The organism is Anaplasmataceae bacterium AB001_6, from assembly GCA_020002265.1.
Classification (GTDB): Bacteria; Pseudomonadota; Alphaproteobacteria; order Rickettsiales; family Anaplasmataceae; genus AB001-6.
The window spans coordinates 720674-741911 of the sequence record CP048228.1 but is presented as its reverse complement, the minus strand read 5'-3'; the positions used below and the strand labels follow the sequence as shown (position 1 = coordinate 741911).

Sequence of the window (21238 nt, the reverse complement as noted above, 5' to 3'; positions counted from 1 at the left end):
TTATGAATGAGTTAGAATTTTCCTCTCCTATCAAAGAGATATTTTATTTTATACGTGATCTTTTATTGGAGGATAGCTATATAAGAGAAGATATAAAAAATATATATAATTATCTTCCTAAAGAAGTGAATGTAAGCTGTATTCATTTAGATATTTCTCATAAGAAGGTTGCAGAAAGTATGATGAAAAAATATTTAGAATTTGCAATCAATGCTAATATATATACATGTGTACCTTCATTGGATTATATATATGATTTAGCAAATAGAATAAAATTTTTGTTAATCTTACATCCTCCTGAGATTGCTAGATACACTACAATTAATTTTAATGTTAATAATATAGGACGTTTTATACAAAAATCTGATTCTAGGTGCATCGTACCAATGTTTTCTACATTACTTTTATCACAAGATTATTAATCTTAATTTTATTAACTATTAACTTGATTTAAATTGTTATTCTTTAATAACTGATTTTCCTATTGTATAATCATCATTTACTGTCTTTTTTATTTGATAATGAATTTGGTTATAGTTGAATCTCCTGCTAAATCAAGGACACTGATGAACTATTTAGGGAAGGATTATGTTGTATTATCTAGCATGGGGCACGTTCGTAGTATTCCATCAAAAAAAGGAAGTGTTATTCCAGAAAAAGATTTTGATGTTGTATATGAAGATCTTGAGCAGGCAGATAAACTAGTTAAACATGTAAAAAAGCATTTCCCGAATGGAGATATAAAAAACTTATATCTTGCAATGGATCCAGATAGAGAAGGTGAAGCTATTGCTTGGCACGTGCTGGAATTGCTAAAAGATAATTCAATGATTAATAGTGTCACTAATGTAAAAAGAGTAACATTTAACGCTATTACAAAAACAGATGTTTTGCACGGATTTAAAAATACAAGAGATATAAATTATTCTCTTGTAGATGCACAAAAAACTAGGCAATGTTTAGATTATTTAGTAGGTTTTACTTTATCGCCCCTTTTATGGAGAAAATTACCATGTTTAAAATCTGCAGGTAGGGTGCAATCTGTTGCACTTAGAATTATATGTGAAAGAGAAGTTGAAATCGAACATTTTCAATCTCAGGAATATTGGAGCATTAATTGCGATTTTATCACTACAAAAGGTGAAAAAATTAATGCTTCATTAATTACTTATAATTCTGTTAATCTTGATAAATTTGATATTAAGGATCAAGAAGCGGCAAAAAAAATAGTCGATGAAATATATAAAAATAAATATCATATTTCTGCAATAGTAGATAAAAAGATAAAACGTAAGCCATACCAACCTTTTATTACTTCTACTTTACAGCAAGAAGCTTCTAGTAAATTGGGCTTTAGTCCTAAAAAAACAATGTCTATTGCACAAAAATTATATGAAGGCTTAGATATAAAAAAAAAGGGAAAAGTAGGTTTGATAACTTATATGAGAACTGATGGAACTTATATAGCCTCTGATGCTATGAAGGAGATTAGATCTTTTATTACTACAAATTATGGTAGTAATTATTTATTTCCTACTCAAAGAAAATATGATAATAAATCTAAAAACATTCAAGAGGCACATGAAGCAATTAGGCCAGCTGATGTTAATATCATTCCTGATTCTATTAAAGATGATTTAACAATTGAACAATATAGGCTTTACTCATTGATATGGAAAAGAACAGTAGCTTGTCAAATGACAGATGCAGTGTTTGATAGTAAATCAGTAGATATTAGTAATGATGATGCTAGCATTGTTCTTCGTGTTACTGGCTCTAAAATCAATTTTGATGGTTTTTATAAAGTTTATAGAGAATATATATCTGAAAGTAAAAATACTCAATTTATTGAACATGATCTTCTGCTTAAAGAGAATATGAAGTTAGAAAATGTATCAGATAATCAGCATTTTACTGCTCCTCCTCCAAATTATACTGAAGCCAAATTAGTTGAGAATATGGAAAAATTAGGTATAGGGAGACCTTCAACTTATGCCAGTATTATAAGTGTTTTACAAGAAAGGAATTATGTTACCTTAGAGAAAAAAAAATTTATTCCTGATATTAAAGGAAGAGCAGCCATTTCTTTTCTGGGTATATTTTTTAGTAAGTACATTGAGTACAATTTTACAGCTGATCTTGAAGATTCATTAGATACAATTGCTAATGGTAAAAAAAATTGGAAAGAGGTATTGAAAGATTTTTGGATAGATTTTTTCCGTGATGTGAATTCTGTCTATGAAATAGAGACACCAGTTATACTGAAAAAAATAAGCAATAGTATGATTAATCGCGTTTTTGAACAAGAAGAAAAACTGGTTTGCGATAAATGCAATAATAAAATGTCTTTAATAATATCTGCTAAAGGGATTTTTCTTGGTTGTGCAAATTATCCTGATTGTATAAATATAAAAAATATTGATGATAATGATGGAACTTCATATCCTGTTGTGTTGTTGTCTAAGGATTCTGAGACAGATCTAGAAGAAGACGTTTTGCTTAATAAGGGACCATATGGATTTTATTTACAGAAAGGAAAGAAGAGAGTTTCTCTTCCTAAAGATTGTGATGTATATTCGTTGCCTAAGGATTTTATAATAAAAATATCGAATCTTCCCTATGTTATTGCTAATTTTGAGAACAAAGATATCACTTTAGGTAAGAGTTTTTATGGATTCTATTTGCTATTTGATGGATTATATTACAGTTTAAGGAAGAACGATTTTATCAACATTACTTCAAACAATGCAATTGATATTCTAAAAGAGCTCATATCTAAGAAAAAGAAGCGAATGAACAAATCTGGAAAAGATAAAGACAGTAAAAAAGAAACGACTAAAACAAAGAAGAAAAAGAAGTAAAATTTTTTTCGACGAGATGAATAAAATGAACTCTATGGTGAACTTAGTGCATTTTCTATATCTTTCTCTGTTATAAAAAATTCCTCTTCTTTTATCTCTATTCCTATATTTTCTTCTTCAGAAGCTTCCTCAGGGGGTAAAGATGTGCCTGTTATTGCATTAAAAAGATCTGATACTTTAACAACACCAATAAATAGCGTCTTATCGTACAAAAATGAAGGAGTTCCTGAATGTAATGCGGCAAAGAATTTATTATTTGCTGCAATCTGATTTTCTATTTCTTCTGCTTTTTCTTCTAAAAGATTAGCAAATTTTTCAGGATCGATATCAACATCTCGCAACAAATCATTTAATTTTTCCTTATCTATTTCACCATTTAAAGAGAATAAAGAAATATGAAAATCATTGAATTTTTCGTTATCGTAGATAAATACACCAATAGAATATTTTGATATCAATTTAGAACGTTCTCCACCCATAAGTGTTACTGGAACAACAATGAATTTCAAATCAGGTATATATTGTGTTAAATCTTCTGGATGATCTCTTGTCATTTTGCAATAAAAACAAGAGTAATCAACAAATTCTAGTAAAATATTCTCTGAATTAGATTCTCCAATAAAAGGAATGATCTCACTGTCTATAACTTGAGCGCCGTATTTGTTCTTTGCATTATGTACGATTTCTTGCATCTTTAATGCATGTTCTTTTTCGTACATTTTGTCAACAGAAGAGATGATTTTTTCAGGATTGTTTTCAACCCACAAGCTAATTTTTTGATCAAGATGGGTTAAACTTTCAGGTTTTTCATAAGAAGTATAAAGCACATAAGATACAACAGAAATCATGACTGTTAAGATAAAAAGCACTATGAATATTATGAAATTTCTCATCTTTTATAGAACCAATAATGTAAAAGATATCTTTAATTATAACAATCAGTAGCCGAAAACAGGCTGCGATTGAGTGATGAAAACAAAAAAAGACTGTCCACCACAACTGATATAGGATAGTATATGTTATTGTTTTTTGTCAAATATTACTATTTTTTGTGATTGATGATGACATTTTATAACATAAAAAGATAACTATAATTGGTATTTTTATGCTTAAAAAATTTTTAATTTCGGATATTATAAACCTCTTAAAGAGATCAGAAGGGGGGGTATATTTCTTATTTGATCAGGAAAATAACTTCCTTAATGCAATCTGTGATATTTTAAATTTTTCTGCTATATCTATTAAATATATTCACTTGAATTTTAAATCATTATCAAAGAAATCTAATATTTTGGAACATATCAATGCAAATTATATCTTTGATGATACACAACAATGCTTATGGGATGAAAAATACACAGTATATATTATTCCTCATTTAGATATCGATGGACAATACCTAGAATCGATAATTGATTATTTTTCTAAATATAATTCTAAAAAACCTTTTTTACTATTTTTTAACAGCGATAATACTGATTATAATAAGAATTCAAAAAATTATCACATTATAACTAGCAAATTTAATTATATAGAATTTTCCTTATTATCTCATGAATATATTCTTTATATTATTCAATTCCTAATCTGTAAATTTAACCTATCTTTTGATATTGATAATAAAATTTTTACAGATAAAGTGGTAGATATTTTGGAAAAATTTAAACTCAATAACATCTATGAAAGGCTTAAATCACTGATGTTATATTATTATGGAGAGCAGTGTGTATCTTCAGATTGCTTAATACAATATCTTATCAAAGATTATCATGAATTATATCTTAGCAAGATATTTATTTCATATTATGAAAAGAATAAAAAAGAATTTTTATCTAATATGTCAACAGCAAGTATTATTGATCCAATACTTTTTATAAGAGCGATGATGAGTCATACAATTTACCTATTGAATACAGATTTTAATGCTAAAAAAAGTGAATATAAAGAAGCAGTAAGCTTGAATTATCGCGATAAATGGTCTCAATCAAACATTAAAAAGGTACTGAACGCTCTGTATATTGCTGAAAAAGATTATAAAAGTCATTTACATTCATTTGTATTTTTTTATCAAAAATTAATCATAGAATTACTAATAATTATCAGGTAATTTTCTTATACTGCTATCCTTATTCAGAAAGAAATAAAATATTTATCCTCAGATGAATTTTATTTGAATGTAAAATTTATCTTAATTGCTCTTGTATTTTTGATTATATTGCTTATATCACATAATGTGTAAGAGGAGTGCTGTGTTTAGTGTTCCAATACTCGATTTGTTGGTTTTATTTGTGAGGTCAAAAATCTGATGTCTTCTTTAAATGATAAAATTCGAATGCTTCACGACAATTTATTGGTCAGTGAAATAAAAGAAGAGGAAAAAAAATCCTCTATCATTATAACTAAATCTTCAGAAAAAGATAAATCTGTTTTAAAAGGGAAAGTACTTGCTATAGGTGAATGCTATGTTGGTAAAAATGGAGAAAAAATCCAAAGTTCTCTTAAAGTGGGAGATGTGGTTGTATATCAGAAATGGTCTGCTTCAGAATTTCCTTTTGGATCTGAAAAGTATACATTACTAAAAGAAAATGACATTGTTTGTGTTATCAAGGAGGATTTATAATTATGTCTTATAATAAAGTTGTTAAAGGTCAAGATTTACTTGATGTAATGCAATCTGCTTTTTCCACTATGGATGTTGTATGTGGAACTATGGGGCCTAGCGGAACTCCTGTGATTTTAGGTAAATCTTTTGGCGCACCAGTAGTGACAAAAGATGGTCATAATGTTATGAACACTCTTAATCCTGTAGATCCTTCTGAAAGAGAGATTGTTAAATTAATTGGTCAAGCTACCAGCCGTGCTAATGAAGAAGCAGGTGATGGTACAACTACTGCTACTGTTTTATCTTTATCCATATGTGATGTTGCAAGAAAGCAAATTGCCTCTGGCCGTTCTAGAGTTGATTTAGTAGAAGGTATTAATATGGCAGCTGAAAAAGCTGTTGATACTATTGCAAAATTATCAAGAAAAGTTGCTTCTGATGAAGAAATTGCACAAGTTGGTGCTATATCTGCTAATGGAAATAAAGATATTGGGTCTAAAATAGCAGAAGCTATGGCAATGGTCAAGAAAAATGGATTTATTTCTGTTGAAGAAGGCAAAGGACTTGAGCCTTTTTCTGTTGAAGTTGTAAAAGGTATGGTTTGTGATAGAGGATATATCTCACCTTATTTTGCTAATGCTAACGAAAAAATGTCTGTATCTTTGGAAAATGCTTATGTTTTTCTTGCAAATAAGAAAATATCTAATTTGCAACCTTTATTTGAATTATTAAATAAAGTTGCATCTTCTCAGAAGCCTCTATTAATTATTGCAGAAGATGTTGAAGGAGAAGCTTTAACAAGTTTGGTGTTGAATAAGTTAAAAGGTACTTTAAAAGTAGTTGCTATAAAAGCTCCAGGGTTTGGCGATAGAAGAACAGCAATCTTAGAAGATATACAAATTCTTACTGGTGCTAATAAAATTGTGAGTGATGATTTAGCAGTGGATTTTGAGGATATTGATATCTCAGATTTAGGTTATGTTCGTAAAATTACTGTTAGTAAAGATAAAACTATCATAATAGCTGATGAGAGCGATGATACTGAGCAGGGTAAATTACGTAAATCACAAATTGAACAAAGAGTTTCTGAAATTAGTGTACAAGCTGAAGACCCAAATACTGGAAGTTATGATAAAGATAAATTAAGAGAAAGAATGGCTAATTTATCTGATGGAATAGCTGTTTTAAAAGTTGGTGGTGCTACTGAAGTAGAAGTTAAAGAGCGCAAAGATAGGGTTGATGATGCTTTAAATGCAACTAAAGCTGCTGTATTAGAAGGCATTGTTCCTGGAGGAGGCGTTACTTTCCTTTATGCTGCTAAAGAATTAGATAAATTTATATCTGATTTACGTACTAAGGGTCTTAGAGAAGATGTAGTAGCCGGAGTTGAAATATTAAAGAATGCTTTGTTTTCTCCTGCGAAAAGAATATTGCAAAATGCTGGAAAAGCTGCTGATATTATAATCAATGAATTGTTAAACAGTGATAGTCATTCATATATATATGACTCTCTTAACAGTAAATTTGTTGATGCATATGAAGCGGGAATTATAGATCCTGCAAAAGTTCTAAGAGTAGCATTACAAAGTGCTGTTTCTGTTGTTAGTATATTAATCAACACTAAATCTTTGGTTGTTGATGAAAAATCATCAGATGGTGATGATGCATCGTCTGCTGCTGCCGGTATGGGCGGTATGGGCGGTATGGGTGGTATGTATTAAAATATATCATAATTACCATTATAAAGAGTTTAGGGACATCTTAAGATGTCCTTGATCTCTTTTTTATTCTGATTCTTGTGTTATTTCTGCTTTTACATTACAACCAGAGAGTTTACTTATTATGTTTTCATATCCTCTTTCTATGTGATGTATATTCTTTATAAGACTTGTCCCTTTTGATTGTATTGCTGCTAATATCATTGCGTATCCAGCTCTTAAATCTGAACAAAATACGTTACTACAAGATTGAAGATTTTGTTTTCCATAAACATATATTGTATCTTCTTTAATTATAATTTTGCCGTTCATTTTTTGTATCTCATGAACATGCTTAAATCTATCTTCAAAGATAGTTTCTTTAATTGTACTCATTCCATTTGCTTGAGTGGCTAATACTGTTATTAGTGCTTGTATATCTGTTGGAAATCCTGGATAAGGAGAGGTTTTTATATTAAAAGGTTTAATTGATTTTTGTGTTTTTTCTATTATTAGATGTTTATCGGTTATTTCAGTTTTTATAGCATCTATTTGCTCTAAGAAATTTAAAATATACCGTATATGCGCTGTACAAGCATTTATAAGTTTAATTTTTTTTCCTGATATTGCTGTACCTATAATATAAGTTGCCGCTTCTATTCTATCAGGAATAACAGAGTGTTTTATAAAATCTTCATTTGATTGTAGTGAAGTTTTTTGTGAACTAAATATGCTAATTGTTCTTTTTTGTTCATTAATTTCTATTTTAAAATTGGCCTTTTTCAAAAAATTTATTAAATCTATTACTTCTGGTTCAATTGCTACATTATTTAAAATTGTATTTCCTTTTGCTTTAACAGCCGCCATAATGACATTAGAAGTTGCCCCAACACTAATGATTGGAAATCTATAATTAATGCCATTAAGTTCTTTATTTGTAGTTATAATATATTTATCATTTTCTTCTTTTACATTTGCACCCATCTTTTTGAGACATTCTAAGTGAATATTTAATGGCCTTGAACCTATTTTGCAACCACCAGGATGTATGGGAAAAATCACACATCTTTTCATTGCTAAGATCGGGCCTATAAAAAGAGAAGATGCTCGTATTTTTTTTGCTAATTTTTCTGATATTTTAGTATCTTCTATCTTTTGCTTCTCTATTTTTAATTCAGATTTTTTACTATTGAATACAACTTCTGTTCCAAAAGATTTTAATATAGCTATCATATTTTTTACATCTGATATGTTCGGAATTTTTTGTAAAATGATAGGCTTATTAATCAATAAAGATGCAGCTATTATGGGTAGTGATGCATTCTTTGATCCTGAAATATCAATTGATCCATCAAAAAATTGCTTACCTCTTATTCTGATATGTTTCACTGCGCAAATTACTATTTAGTAAATCAAAAAATAAATTATACTTTGGGATGAGTTACAGTATCTTGTCTCATATATTTAGCCATCCCCTTATTGTAAGGATTATCACATGCCTGATCGCCTTTTATGAATATAAATTGGCATATACCTTCATTCACATACACTTTAATAGGGTTTGAAGTGGTATTAGAAAGTTCTAATGTGACTTTACCTTCCCATAAAGGTTCTAAAGGCGTAACATTCACTATTAATCCACATCTTGCATAAGTAGATTTACCTAGACATATTCCAATTACATCTTTAGGTATTTTAAAATATTCTACTGTTGTCCCAAGAGTGAAGCTGTGAGGAGGTAAAATTATATGATCAGATTTAGTTACTTCCACAACGTTTGATATATCGAAATTTTTGGGATCTACAAATGAATTATGGACATTGGTAAAAATGTGAAATTCTTTTGATAATCTAGCATCATAACCATAAGATGATATCCCATAAGATATTACCTTGTTTGCAGTATATTTTTTATTTACAAAAGGATTGATCATATCATTTGCTAAGCATTGATCAAGTATCCATCTATCAGACATAACTGACATTAACGCTTTTCTCCACTGATAAAATAACAAATTTAAATTGACTATTATATTATAAAAATTTCTGAGTAATATATTTTTTTATAAAAGTATAGGTCATGAAATGATAGCATATTATCCAATATATCAAAATTCATATGATTTTAATTACCATATAAAAAAAATATTAATGAATAATTTTCATTAAATACTAAAAAATAAAGTCATTCTAATAATATACGTTAAATAATGTTTAAACAAATATTGACTATCAAAGCATAAATATCGATAATTATATGGTTCACGCGAACTAAGTCGGATGCGTAGATGCATTTTTACGACTACGGATAATTCCTGAATTTATAAATTTTTAGAGATTGAAAGAAGATTATTTTATGCCTACTATACAACAGCTTGTGAGAAAAGGTAGAAAGAAAGTTAAAAAAGTTTCAAAAACTTTTTCTATTTTGCGTGGTAATCCACAAATAAAAGGTACTATCGTTAAGGTATTCAATACCACTCCCAAAAAACCTAACTCAGCTTTGAGAAAGACTTGTAGAGTGAGAAGCAAAGGAGTTGAATTTATAGCTCATATACCTGGTGAAGGACATAAGCTACAAGAACATTCTACTGTCGGAGTTATTGCTAGACCAAGAAATGATTTGCCTGGGATAAAGATGGCAGTAGTTAGAAATTGGTATGATTCTACTCCTGTTGAAAATAGAAAACAGGGAAGATCAAGATATGGTGCAAAAAAAGGGTAAAAGAGAAAAATGTCTAGAAGAAGAAGAAAAATTCATAAAAAGGTAATTGAGCCAGATTGTCGTTATCAGAGTGTTTTTATTGCTAAATTAATAAATATCATCATGTTTGCTGGAAAAAAGAGTATTGCTTCTGCAATTGTGTATGATGCTATAAATTTGGTTATTGAAAAAAAGAAATGTTCAGTTGAAGAATTAGTTGATGATATAATAAAAAATTTAGCTCCTAACGTAGAATTGAAATCTTGTAGGATAGGAGGGACTAATTATCAAGTTCCGGTTAAAGTTGGTGAAGAGCGTTCTCACTCTATAGCTATGAAATGGTTGAAAAATGCTGCTATAAAGAGAAAAGGAAAAGCTATGTATTTAAGACTTGCTGATGAAATTCAAGATTTATTGGAAGGCAAAGGTGAGGCTTATAAAAAGCATGAAAATAACAATAAGATGGCCGAATCTAATAAAGCTTTTGCTCATTTTCGTTGGTCTAATTAAATTAGGAATTATATTTGTTTTGAGGATTGAATGAGTTTAAAGAGCGATTCTGATAAAAAAGTGACTGATGATATTAGTATTATTCGTAATATAGGAATAATGGCTCATATTGATGCTGGAAAAACCACTACTACTGAACGAATTTTATTTTATACAGGAGTTCAAAATAGAATAGGAGAAGTGCATGATGGTAGTGCAACCATGGATTGGATGGAACAAGAAAGAGAACGTGGTATCACTATAACTTCAGCTGCTACTACTTGTTTTTGGAAAACAGATATGTTTGGGGATGTTAGAGTAAATATTATAGATACTCCTGGTCACGTTGATTTTACTATAGAAGTAGAAAGGTCTTTGCGTGTTTTGGACGGAGCTGTTGCTGTTTTTGATGCTGCTGCTGGCGTTGAACCTCAATCAGAAACTGTTTGGAGGCAAGCTGATAAATATTCAGTGCCTAGAATGTGTTTCGTTAATAAAATGGATAAAATTGGAGCAAATTTCTTTGATTGTGTGAAACAAGTGAAAGAAGTGTTGGGTGCTAATCCGTTAATTATGCAAATTCCAATAGGATCAGAAAGTGATTTTTGTGGTGTTGTAGATCTTATAAAAAACAAATCTATTGTATGGCATGAAGAATCTTTGGGAGCTGAATATACAGAAGAGTCTGTTCCAAATGATCTTGAAGAAACTGTTGAAAGATTGAGGGAAGAATTAATTGCTCATGTTTCTGAAATTGATGATGAAATTTTAGAATTGTATGTTGAACATGGTGTTAAATTATTAGAATTGGAAACTGATAAAATTAAACGTGTTATTCGACAGGGAGTTTTAAAATCATCTTTTGTTCCTATGTTATGTGGAAGTTCTTTTAAAAATAAGGGTGTTCAGCCTTTATTAGATGCTGTTGTAGATTTTCTTCCTAGTCCTTCTGATTTTGGTCTTTTATCTGCTTATAATTCATCGGATGAGAAGATTTCTATTGATCCGGTGAATGATAAATTTTTCAGTGGTTTGGTTTTTAAAATAGCAAATGATCAATTTGTTGGTTCTCTTGCATATGTTAGGATTTATTCAGGGGTTTTATCGACTGGTGATTTTATATATAATGTTACTGGTAAGGGAAAAAAAGAGAGAATTGGTAGATTATTAATGATGCATTCTAATCATAGAGAAGATGTGAAATTTGTATCAGCTGGAAATATTGTTGCAGTGCCAGGATTGAAAAACGTTACCACGGGAGATACTATATGTTCTACTGATGTAGATGTTGTATTGGAAAAAATAGATTTACCAGAACCAGTTATAGAAGTTGCTGTTGAAGCTAAATCTAAGCTTGATCAAGAAAAGATGTCAATTGGTCTTTCTAGATTAATTCATGAAGATCCTTCATTACAAATTTCTTCAAATGAAGAAACGGGACAGGTCACATTGAAAGGAATGGGGGAATTACATCTTGAGATTATTGTTGATAGACTGAGAAGAGAATTTGGTGTTGATATTAATACAGGTTCTCCGCAGGTAGCTTATAGAGAAGCTATAACGAAAAAAGTGGATATTGATTATGTACATAAAAAACAAACTGGTGGTGCAGGACAATTCGCTAGAGTTTGCATGACTTTTGAACCTATTGAAGAAAGTAATGATGATAATGTCATGAATTTTGAATTTGTCGATAAAATAACAGGTGGTGCTATTCCGAAAGAATATATTCCTGGAGTTAGAAAAGGATTAGAAGCAATTAAAAATGAGGGAGTTCTTGCGGGTTATCCTATTATGAATTTTAGAGTGACGTTGTTTGATGGTTCTTATCATGATGTGGATTCAAGTGTTTTGGCTTTTGAAACTGCTGCAAAGGCTGCTTTTAGACAAATACGTGATAAGGCGCGGATGAAATTATTGGAACCCATGATGAAAGTGGATGTTATGTCTCCAGATGATTATACGGGTTCTGTTATAGGTGATATAAATGGAAGAAGGGGAAAAATTCTTGATATGGATTTAAAAAATAATGTGAGAATTGTTTCATGTGAAGTTCCTCTTGCTTCAATGTTTGGATATGTCAATGATTTGAGATCGATGACCCAGGGGCGTGCTAGTTATTCTATGAGTTTTTTGAGATATGCTATGATGCCTGATAATATAGCTTCTGAAATACTTGATAAAAATTAGCTATATTATTTTATTATTATTATTTTTTTTTTTTTTGATTTATAGGAGTGTTTATGACTACACAAGAAAGACAACATTTAAATGTTGGGACGATAGGCCATGTGGATCATGGAAAAACTACTTTAACTGCTGCTATATCTAATTTTGCAGGGGTTAATACTAAATCTTATAACGAGATAGATAATGCTCCTGAAGAAAAAGCTAGGGGAATTACAATTAATTCTTCTCATGTAGAATATTTTACTGAAAAAAGGCATTATGGACATGCTGATTGTCCTGGACATGCTGATTATATAAAAAATATGATATCTGGTGCGGCATTAATGGATGTTGCAATTTTAGTTGTTGCTGCTACAGATGGAGCGATGCCTCAAACTTTAGAACATATATTATTAGCTTATCAAATAGGGATAAAGCATATAATTGTTTATATTAATAAAGCAGATATTGCAGATCCAGAAATGTTGGAACTGTGTGAAATGGAAATTAGAGACATTTTGACAGAAAAGAAATTTGATGGAGATGCCGCTACTGTCATATATGGATCAGCTTTAATGGCTTTAAATAATGAAGACAATGAAGAGGGATATGGTATTACTTCTATTAAAAAATTATTACAAGCTTTAGATAATATTCCTGATCCTGTAAGAAATATGGATAAACCATTTTTTATGGCAATAGAAAGTGTATTTAGTATAGAGGGTCGAGGCACTGTAGTTTCTGGTATGATCAATGCTGGTGTTATAAAAAAAGATGATCAAGTTGAAACTAAAGGGTTAGGTAGTAGTGTTAAAACAATTTGTACAGGAGTTCAAATGTTTCATAAAGATATGAATATAGGTAGAGCAGGAGACAATGTTGGAGTTTTATTGAGGGGTTTGAAGAGAAATGAAGTTCAACGTGGGCAAATTTTAGCTGCAGTAGGAACTGTTAAAGCTTGTACAAAAATTAAGGCTAAGTTGTATATCTTAAAAGAAGATGAAGGAGGAAGGGTGAATCCTTTTTTACCAAAATATAGGCCGCAATTTTTTATTCGCACTGCTGATGTTACAGGTGTTATTGAAGATTTAGATGATGGAAATAAGAAAATGGCTATTCCTGGAGAATATGTTGATGCTACTATAACATTTATATATCCTGTCGTTCTCGAAAATGGTATGAATTTTGCTGTTAGAGAAGGTGGAAAGACTATTGCATCAGGTTGTGTTCTTGATATTATTGATTCAGAATAATTATTTTTTTTATAAAATGAAAGAATTTTAATTTATTCTATTTTATAAAAATGATGGGAGCATAGCTCTTAATGGTTAGAGCGTCGGTCTCCAAAACCGAAGGTTATAGGTTCGACTCCTATTGCTCCTGTTTTTTTTCTGTATTATGTTTTGATTATGGTCGTTTTGGATTTTTTTCTTAAAGTTTTGAATCAAGGTAAATTTGTTTCTTGGTTATCTTTTAGGGAATTTATGGTGTTATTCGTGTTTGTTTTTTTTATCACTTCATTCAGTGCTGTATTATTTGTTTTAGTTGATTTTTTTTGTTTGTCAATGTTAAAATATTTGGTCTTTTAAAATCTTTTTGTTCTTTTTTTTCTCTTTTTTTATATGTCTTTGACTGCTTTGAGTTTTTCTTGGTATATTTTTCGTGTTCGATCTGGCGCAGAAGATCAGATCGAAAGATTTATTTTGACGAGATATTCAGATGATTCTGATTTTGGAGAAATATATATTCCTAGAGAAGATTTTGGTGATATCATTGAAAATGATGTATCGAAAAAGAAAATAAGAAAGGTTTTTCCTGGATATGTGTTTATAAGAATGAGGCCATCTGATAGATTTTTAAATAAAGTGCTTTCTATTCCTAAATTATATAAATTTTCTTCAGGGGATAATGGAAACGGATTAAGAATTATTGATGATATAGAAATTGATAAAATAAAAAATAATATACAAGCTATTGAACATTCTAAAACTAGTTCTTTGCAATTACAAATTGGTGATGTTGTTAAAATTATTGGTGGTTCCTTTAGTGGTGTTAAAGCAAGAATAGTATCTGTATCTAAAGAAAATAAGCAGGTTGTGGCTGTTATAGAACTTTTAGGAAGTACGGCCGAGATAAATTTAGGTTTTGATCAAATAGAGAAAGAGGATTAATTTATGAATTATAAAATAACTGGAGTTGTTAGACTTTTGATGTTTGCTGGAAAAGCTGCTCCTAGTCCTAATATTGCTTCTGTGCTTGGTCCTAGAGGTGTGAATATGATGAAATTTTGCTCTGAATTTAATGATATAACTAAAAATTATGAAGAGGGAATTTTATTGCGTGTTTTATTAAAGATAAAATCTAATAAATCTTTTGAAATAGTTTTAAAAGGAATTTCAGTTTCTAACATGTTAAGAAAAGAATTTTCTATTGATAAAGGAAGTAATGCTCCAGGAAAAGAGATAATTAAGACAATTAAAAGAGATGATTTGCTTGCGCTTGCTCGTGATAAATTTGATTATATGAATTGTAATAATATTGAGAGTGCATTGAATATGATATGTGGTACTGCCCATTCTATGGGAATTAGGGTTGTCAATTAATTTTGTATATTTTGGTTTTAGAATTATGAATATTGATAAATATGATGATAATGTGTTGAATTCTATAAAAGATTATCTTTTAGATGTAAAAGGTAAAAATAGATCTTTTTTAGAATCAATTGATTTATCGATTAAGTTGATTTTTCCCCGCTATGATATTTTTAAATCGAAGGTTTTATTACCTCATGGTTATGGAGCAAAGGCAAATATTTTGATTTTAACGGATGATCCTGATTTTTCTGTAAATTCGGAAAATAATGTTGATGTGGTTGTTGCGAATGATTCTGACATTCCTTTATTATCTGATAAAAAGAAATTATCTAAATATAGCTATTGTTTGGCTAAATCTAGTATTATAAAGAATGTTGCTCGATATGGCAGAATTTTATCTTCTAAGGGATTAATGCCTAATGTAAAATTTGGTACTGTTGTTGATGATATCAGTGCTGCAATTGAAGATATAAGTGTAAGAGGGATGATTATTTATAAATCAGATAAATCTGGAATTATTAATGTTAAAATAGGAAATCTTGAGTTTTCTGAATCTCAAATATTTGATAATATAAAGTCAATCATTGATAGTGTTTTAAATTTGAGTCAAAAATTTATAGAAGAGGGGAATAGCAGTGATAATAAACATGCTAGTAAGAAATCTAAATTCAAAAAGAATTATAAGGAAGTTATTGATAAATTATATCTTTCTAGCACTATGTCTGATGGTAGTTTAAGAATTAATTCTGGTTGTTTTGTCAATTAATTATTTTTTTTGTGCGTGTGTAGGTGCATTATTTTTATGGTAAGTCAGAGAAATATAGATGGTTTTAATCGATTAAGAGATTTGTTCAAAAATCGTCAATCTTTTATTTTCGTAGAATTTAGCAATATGAATGCTGAAGTTACATCTAATTTGAAATCAAAAGTGTGGTCTTGTGAAAAAATCGATTTTTTGGTATTTAAGAATAATGTAATGAAAAAAGCGTTATCTGATACTGGATTTAATTTAGAGTCTTGCGATGTTATAATTAAATCAAATATGTTGATGATTTATTCTGATGATATATTTGATTTATCTAAAATGTTTTTTGATTTTATTAAAGATTATAAAGATATTTTTACCATAAAATTTGGTATTGAAAAGATGAAATATCTTGATCTTGAACTTTTAGAGAATTATTCTAAGATGCCGAGTTTGGATAATGCTAGATCTTCTTTGATTACGTTGATGAGTTCTGCTACAATTTATGGTTTATTTAATGTTGTGCAAAAGCCTGTATTGGGATTTTACAATATTTGTGATCATGCGAAAAATGATTTAGAAAAGAAATAGATAATGTATTAATTTTGTATTTTTTGTTGTGTTATTTTAATAAAAAGTTTTTGGAGGTTTTTTATTATGTCTAATGGTGTTGATATGATTGATGATGATAAAATTGTTGGTGGTATAGCTAAAGAAATTATGTCTTTGAACATCGGTCAATTTATAAAATTGATTGAATTACTTAAAGTTGAATTTAAGATGGATACTCTTTTTCCTATGCCTTCTAATGTTCCAATGTCTGTAGCTGCCGATGCTGGAAATAAGAGTGGTGATGCTGAAGTAAAATCTGAAGAATTACCTGATAAGATGGATATTGTTTTTAAATCATTAAAAGATCAAGCGAGTATAGCGCCCGCGATGAGAGTTATGAAGGATTTTTTGTCTAAAGCAAAAAGTTCTGATTCTGCTTCTATGACTCTTATTGAAATTAAAAAATTGTTAAGTAGTATGCCAAGTAATCCTTTTGTCAATATCGATAGGAAGCTTTTGGATGATTATAAAGCAAAATTTGATGAAGTTGGAATAGAAATATCTGTTACTCCATCTTCGTGAATTAATTGATGACAAATTTTATGTCTTATCGATTTAGTATGGAGATTGTTTGATATGTGTTGTGCTGTTACTTTTTCTGATAATATTGATGTCAGGGGATTTAGGCTTTTTTCTGTAGATCATAATGATGAATTATCTGATAGTCATTTTAATGATCTTATAAAGATACAGTTAGATTCTTATGATGCTTTTATTAATGGTGATGCCGGTGATCCTAATAATTTATATAATATTTTTGAATCTGCTTTTCCTATCTCAGATCATTATGGAAAAATGGTTTTAGAATTTGTTAGTTGTAATTTAGGGAAGCCAAAATTTGATGAAGATGAGTGTGTAAGAAGAGGAGTGAGTTATTCTGCTCCTTTTCAAGCAACTTTGAGATTAGTGATATGGAATAATGATTTAGAATCTTCAGAAGATCAATCGGAAAATTCCGAGGATTTTGTTGATTGTGCGAAAGAACAGCATGATAAAGAAGATCATGTTTATGAAATTGAAAAAAAAACTAAACAAATTATAGAACAATCTTTATATGTTGGTGATATACCAATAATGACGAGTAAAGGAACGTTCATAATTAATGGAACGGAAAGGGTTGTTGTTTCTCAAGTTCATAGGGCTCCAGGAGTATTTTTTTCTCACGATAGTGGTAAAAATTATTCTTCAGGAAAATTGATTTATTCTGCTAGACTGATTCCATATAGGGGTTCTTGGTTAGATTTTGAATTTGATGTTAGAGATGTTATATTTTTTCGTATAGATAAGAAGCGTAAAATTCCAATATCTGTTTTATTAAAAGCTTTAGAAATGACAGATGCTGACATATTGCATGAATTTTATGATGTTATTTCTTGTGATTATATTTCAGGTAATTGGGTGGTTGATTTTGATCCTAACGCTTTTCTTGGGTTAAAACTTCCTTTTGATCTTTATAATGCTGATGATGGTAGTTTATGTTGTAAGCGTGGAATTCGGGTTACCCCTTTATTAATTAAAAAATTACAAGCAAAAAATTTAAAAAAGTATATTCTTCCTATTAATCAATTTTCTGATTATTGTGCTGCAGATGATATTTCTGATTTACAAGGAAATATTTTATTTTCTTTGGGAGATCTTTTTTCTTCTCCAGAAGAGGATGTAAAGAAAATTATTGAAGCTGGAAATAAATCTATAAAAATTGCTGCTATGAGGGGCAATGGAATTAGCCCTCATTTACGTAATACTTTGTTTGATCATAAAATAACTTATGAAGATGCTATTTTAGATATATATAAAGTTGTTAGACCTGGTGAAATAGCTACTTTTGATGTTGCTAAAAATCTTTTTGAATCTTTATTTTTTGATGAGAGAAGATATGATCTTCTTTCAGTTGGAAGAATGCGTTTGAATTCCAGATTAAAGCTCAAAGGAGATAAAGACATTACTGTTCTCACAAAGAATGATGTAATCCATGTATTAAAAGAACTTATTAGATTGCAAAATGTTAATGGTGATGCAGATGATATAGATCACATGGGTAATAGGCGCATTAGATCTGTTGGAGAATTTGTTGATAATCAATTTAGGATAGGTTTGTTGCGAATGGAAAAATTGATACAGGAGCAAATAATTTCTGTATCTGATTTGGACAATGTTATGCCTGCCGATCTTATAAATTCTAAAGTTCTGGTTGCTGTTATTAAGGAATTTTTTGTTTCTTCGCAACTTTCTCAATTTATGGATCAAATTAATCCTTTATCAGAAATAACGCATAAAAGAAGATTATCAGCATTAGGCCCAGGAGGATTAACTAGAGAAAGAGCAGGTTTTGAAGTTCGAGATGTTCATCCTAGTCATTATGGAAGAATTTGTCCTATAGAGACTCCTGAGGGACAAAATATAGGATTAATAAGTAGTTTGGCTACTTATGCTAGAATTAATTCGTATGGATTTATAGAAAGTCCTTATAGAAAAGTAATTGATGGAGTCGTAACAAATGAAGTTGTTTATTTGAATGCGATCGATGAAGAAAATTTCAATATAACTCAAGCTAACATTGATCTTGACGAAGAGGGGAAAATTGTTAGCGATTTTGTTTACTGTCGTAAGAAAAATGAAGTTGAATTAGTAAGTAAAGAAAAAGTAGATTATATCGATGTTTCTCCTAAACAGATAGTTTCTGTAGCTGCCTCTTTAATACCATTTTTAGAAAATGATGATGCTAATCGTGCATTGATGGGTTCTAATATGCAGAGACAAGCTGTACCTTTAATGCGTCCTGATTTTCCTCTTGTAGGAACTGGAATGGAAAAATATGTTGCTAAAGGATCAGGAACTGTTTTGATTGCTAAGAGGGGTGGAATTATAGATTATGTTGATTCTGCTAATATTGTTATTAGATCAGCTGATATAGATAATTTTTGGATAGATTCTTATAGTCTAATTAAATTTCAAAAAACTAATCATAATACCTGTATTAATCAACGTTCGGTTGTTTTTGTGGGACAAGAGGTTTCAGAAGGACAAGTTATAGCAGATGGTGCTGCTACTGACGGCGGTGAATTAGCTTTGGGAAAAAATATCATAATTGCCTTCATGTCTTGGGGAGGGTTGAATTTTGAAGATTCTATAGTAGTGTCTAGCAAAGTTATTGAACAAGATAAATTTACGTCGGTGCATATAGAGGAATTTGAGTGTGTTGTTAGAGATACTCGTTTAGGTCCGGAAGAGATCACTAGAGATGTTCCTAGTATAGCAGAAGAACTTTTATATCACTTAGATGAATTTGGAATTGTGCATATAGGTGCAGAAGTTGAAGCTGGTGATGTTTTAGTAGGAAAAGTAACTCCTAAGAGTGAATCTCCTATGACTCCTGAAGAAAAGTTGTTAAAAGCTATATTTGGAGAAAAATCAATAGATGTTTATGATACTTCTCTTTGTGTTCCCCCTGGAATTTCGGGTGTTGTTACAGATGTTTGTATTTTATCTAGAAGAGGTATTGAACCAAAGGGGCGTTCTTTGCTTATTAAGGCTCAATCCAAACAAGAAGAATTGACTAGAAAGAATTATAAAATAAGAATTCTTGAAGGTTATGTCTATCAATCTTTGAGGGGGTTATTGAGAGATAACACTTTATCATGTGATTATCTTTCTTATTCTGAGAGCATGGTTATATCTGAGGATATGTTGGATTCTATTAATTTATCTGAATGGTGGGATATTCCATGTGTTAATGATCTGCAAAAAATTCATAATTTGAGATCTCAGTATGATTTACGGGTTTCTGAAATAGAGAAAGCTTATTGTGATAGTTTATCTAAAATAGATGCTAGTGATGATTTACCTCAAGGTGCCTTATTTGTTGTCAAAGTTTTTGTAGCAGTTAATAATAGATTGCAGGCTGGTGATAAAATGTCTGGTCGTCATGGAAACAAAGGTGTGATTTCAAAAATAGTGCCTGAAGAAAGTATGCCTTATTTAAAGGATGGTACGAGTGTAGAGATTATTTTAAATCCTTTGGGAGTACCCTCAAGAATGAACGTTGGTCAGGTTTTGGAAACTCATCTAGGTTGGGCATCAATGAGATTGGGGATGAAGATTAAGAATTTATTATCTTTGTCTGATATTGTTAAATTACGAGAATTGGTTTTTGAAATATATAAAGGAAGTAAGATAGAGTCTACTTTACTGAAGATGTCTGATGATGAATTTATAGAATTTTCAAAATCTTTGGCGTTTGGTGTGCCTGTTGCTGCACCGGTTTTTGAATCTCCAAGTGAAGCTGCTATTGTTAGATTATTACAATTAGCAGATTGTGATTCTTCAGGACAAGAAGTCTTATATGATGGAAGAACAGGGGAGAGATTTGATAGACTTGTGACTGTTGGTAGTGCATATTTATTAAAGTTGAATCATCTTGTAAATACCAAAATTCATGCTAGATCTGTTGGATCTTATAGTTTGATTACTCAGCAACCTTTAGGTGGAAAATCGCATTTCGGTGGTCAAAGATTTGGAGAAATGGAATGTTGGGCATATCAGGCTTATGGAGCATCATTTTCTCTTCAAGAAATGCTTACGGTAAAATCAGATGATGTTGTAGGTCGAGTTAAGATATATGAATCCATAGTTAGGGGAGAGAATTGCTTTGCTTGTGGTATTCCAGAATCTTTTAACGTTATGGTTAATGAGCTGAAAGCTTTATGTTTGAATGTTCAATTAATTAAAATCGATGAAAAAGATTCTACATTTTAATTTTTGAAAT

The 21238-nt window shown here is 30.0% G+C and carries 18 protein-coding genes and 1 tRNA gene; 16 read left to right on the top strand and 3 right to left on the bottom strand.

All coding sequences use genetic code 11. The annotated features are described in order from the left end of the window. Positions 1-2 precede the first annotated feature (2 nt). Together GUI12_03495 and topA are read left to right on the top strand one after the other, a co-directional pair. Positions 3-422 (top strand): hypothetical protein, encoded by a 420-nt coding sequence (locus tag GUI12_03495; protein UAT43198.1) that lies wholly within the window; start codon positions 3-5, stop codon positions 420-422. 99 nt (positions 423-521) lie between these two features. Further along, positions 522-2861, top strand: coding sequence for a type I DNA topoisomerase (gene topA, locus GUI12_03490; protein ID UAT43197.1), 2340 nt, complete (start codon positions 522-524; stop codon positions 2859-2861). Between the two features lie 32 nt (positions 2862-2893). On the opposite strand, the gene GUI12_03485 is transcribed toward topA, so the two are convergent. Continuing rightward, entirely contained in the window at positions 2894-3754 is an 861-nt protein-coding gene (locus tag GUI12_03485) for a thioredoxin domain-containing protein (GenBank protein ID UAT43196.1), read from the bottom strand. A gap of 212 nt (positions 3755-3966) precedes the next feature. On the opposite strand from GUI12_03485, the gene GUI12_03480 reads away from it, so the two are divergent. The 3 genes from GUI12_03480 (at position 3967) to GUI12_03470 (ending at position 7184) form a co-directional block, all read left to right on the top strand. Further along, on the top strand, positions 3967-4968 hold the full coding sequence (locus GUI12_03480) for a hypothetical protein (protein ID UAT43195.1): 1002 nt from the start codon (positions 3967-3969) through the stop codon (positions 4966-4968). 198 nt (positions 4969-5166) lie between these two features. Beyond that, positions 5167-5481 carry a co-chaperone GroES gene (locus GUI12_03475; protein UAT43194.1) on the top strand — a complete coding sequence of 105 codons (315 nt, stop codon included), beginning with the start codon at positions 5167-5169 and terminating at the stop codon, positions 5479-5481. Between the two features lie 2 nt (positions 5482-5483). Beyond that, positions 5484-7184, top strand: coding sequence for a molecular chaperone GroEL (locus GUI12_03470; protein UAT43193.1), 1701 nt, complete (start codon positions 5484-5486; stop codon positions 7182-7184). 63 nt (positions 7185-7247) lie between these two features. Here the strand turns inward: GUI12_03470 and murA are convergent, their stop codons facing one another. Then, entirely contained in the window at positions 7248-8549 is a 1302-nt protein-coding gene (gene murA, locus GUI12_03465; protein UAT43192.1) for a UDP-N-acetylglucosamine 1-carboxyvinyltransferase, read from the bottom strand. A 35-nt stretch (positions 8550-8584) separates the two neighbouring features. After that, positions 8585-9145, bottom strand: coding sequence for a dCTP deaminase (locus GUI12_03460; protein ID UAT43191.1), 561 nt, complete (start codon positions 9143-9145; stop codon positions 8585-8587). A gap of 371 nt (positions 9146-9516) precedes the next feature. Here GUI12_03460 and rpsL point away from each other — a divergent pair, with 371 nt between their 5' ends. The 11 genes from rpsL to rpoB all read left to right on the top strand — a co-directional run bounded on the left by rpsL (position 9517) and on the right by rpoB (position 21228). After that, positions 9517-9885, top strand: a complete 369-nt coding sequence (gene rpsL, locus GUI12_03455; GenBank protein UAT43190.1) for a 30S ribosomal protein S12 — start codon at positions 9517-9519, stop codon at positions 9883-9885. Between the two features lie 9 nt (positions 9886-9894). After that, positions 9895-10374, top strand: coding sequence for a 30S ribosomal protein S7 (rpsG, locus tag GUI12_03450; GenBank protein ID UAT43189.1), 480 nt, complete (start codon positions 9895-9897; stop codon positions 10372-10374). Between the two features lie 30 nt (positions 10375-10404). Continuing rightward, the gene (gene fusA, locus GUI12_03445) at positions 10405-12543 is read left to right on the top strand and encodes an elongation factor G (protein UAT43188.1); all 2139 of its coding nucleotides are present in this window, start codon (positions 10405-10407) and stop codon (positions 12541-12543) included. A 53-nt stretch (positions 12544-12596) separates the two neighbouring features. After that, entirely contained in the window at positions 12597-13775 is a 1179-nt protein-coding gene (gene tuf, locus GUI12_03440) for an elongation factor Tu (GenBank protein UAT43187.1), read from the top strand. Between the two features lie 55 nt (positions 13776-13830). Further along, positions 13831-13905: transfer RNA gene (locus tag GUI12_03435), tRNA-Trp, on the top strand. 239 nt (positions 13906-14144) lie between these two features. Then, positions 14145-14693 carry a hypothetical protein gene (locus GUI12_03430; protein UAT43186.1) on the top strand — a complete coding sequence of 183 codons (549 nt, stop codon included), beginning with the start codon at positions 14145-14147 and terminating at the stop codon, positions 14691-14693. Positions 14694-14696: 3 nt separating this feature from the next. Continuing rightward, entirely contained in the window at positions 14697-15125 is a 429-nt protein-coding gene (locus GUI12_03425) for a 50S ribosomal protein L11 (protein ID UAT43185.1), read from the top strand. A 25-nt stretch (positions 15126-15150) separates the two neighbouring features. Further along, the gene (locus GUI12_03420) at positions 15151-15882 is read left to right on the top strand and encodes a hypothetical protein (GenBank protein ID UAT43184.1); all 732 of its coding nucleotides are present in this window, start codon (positions 15151-15153) and stop codon (positions 15880-15882) included. A gap of 36 nt (positions 15883-15918) precedes the next feature. Next, a complete protein-coding gene (gene rplJ, locus GUI12_03415) occupies positions 15919-16452 on the top strand; it encodes a 50S ribosomal protein L10 (protein ID UAT43183.1) in 534 nt (177 codons plus the stop codon). A gap of 66 nt (positions 16453-16518) precedes the next feature. Then, positions 16519-16995, top strand: a complete 477-nt coding sequence (locus tag GUI12_03410; protein ID UAT43182.1) for a hypothetical protein — start codon at positions 16519-16521, stop codon at positions 16993-16995. Between the two features lie 54 nt (positions 16996-17049). Further along, positions 17050-21228: a DNA-directed RNA polymerase subunit beta gene (rpoB, locus tag GUI12_03405; GenBank protein UAT43181.1), complete on the top strand. Its 4179-nt coding sequence runs from the start codon at positions 17050-17052 to the stop codon at positions 21226-21228. Positions 21229-21238: the final 10 nt, after the last annotated feature.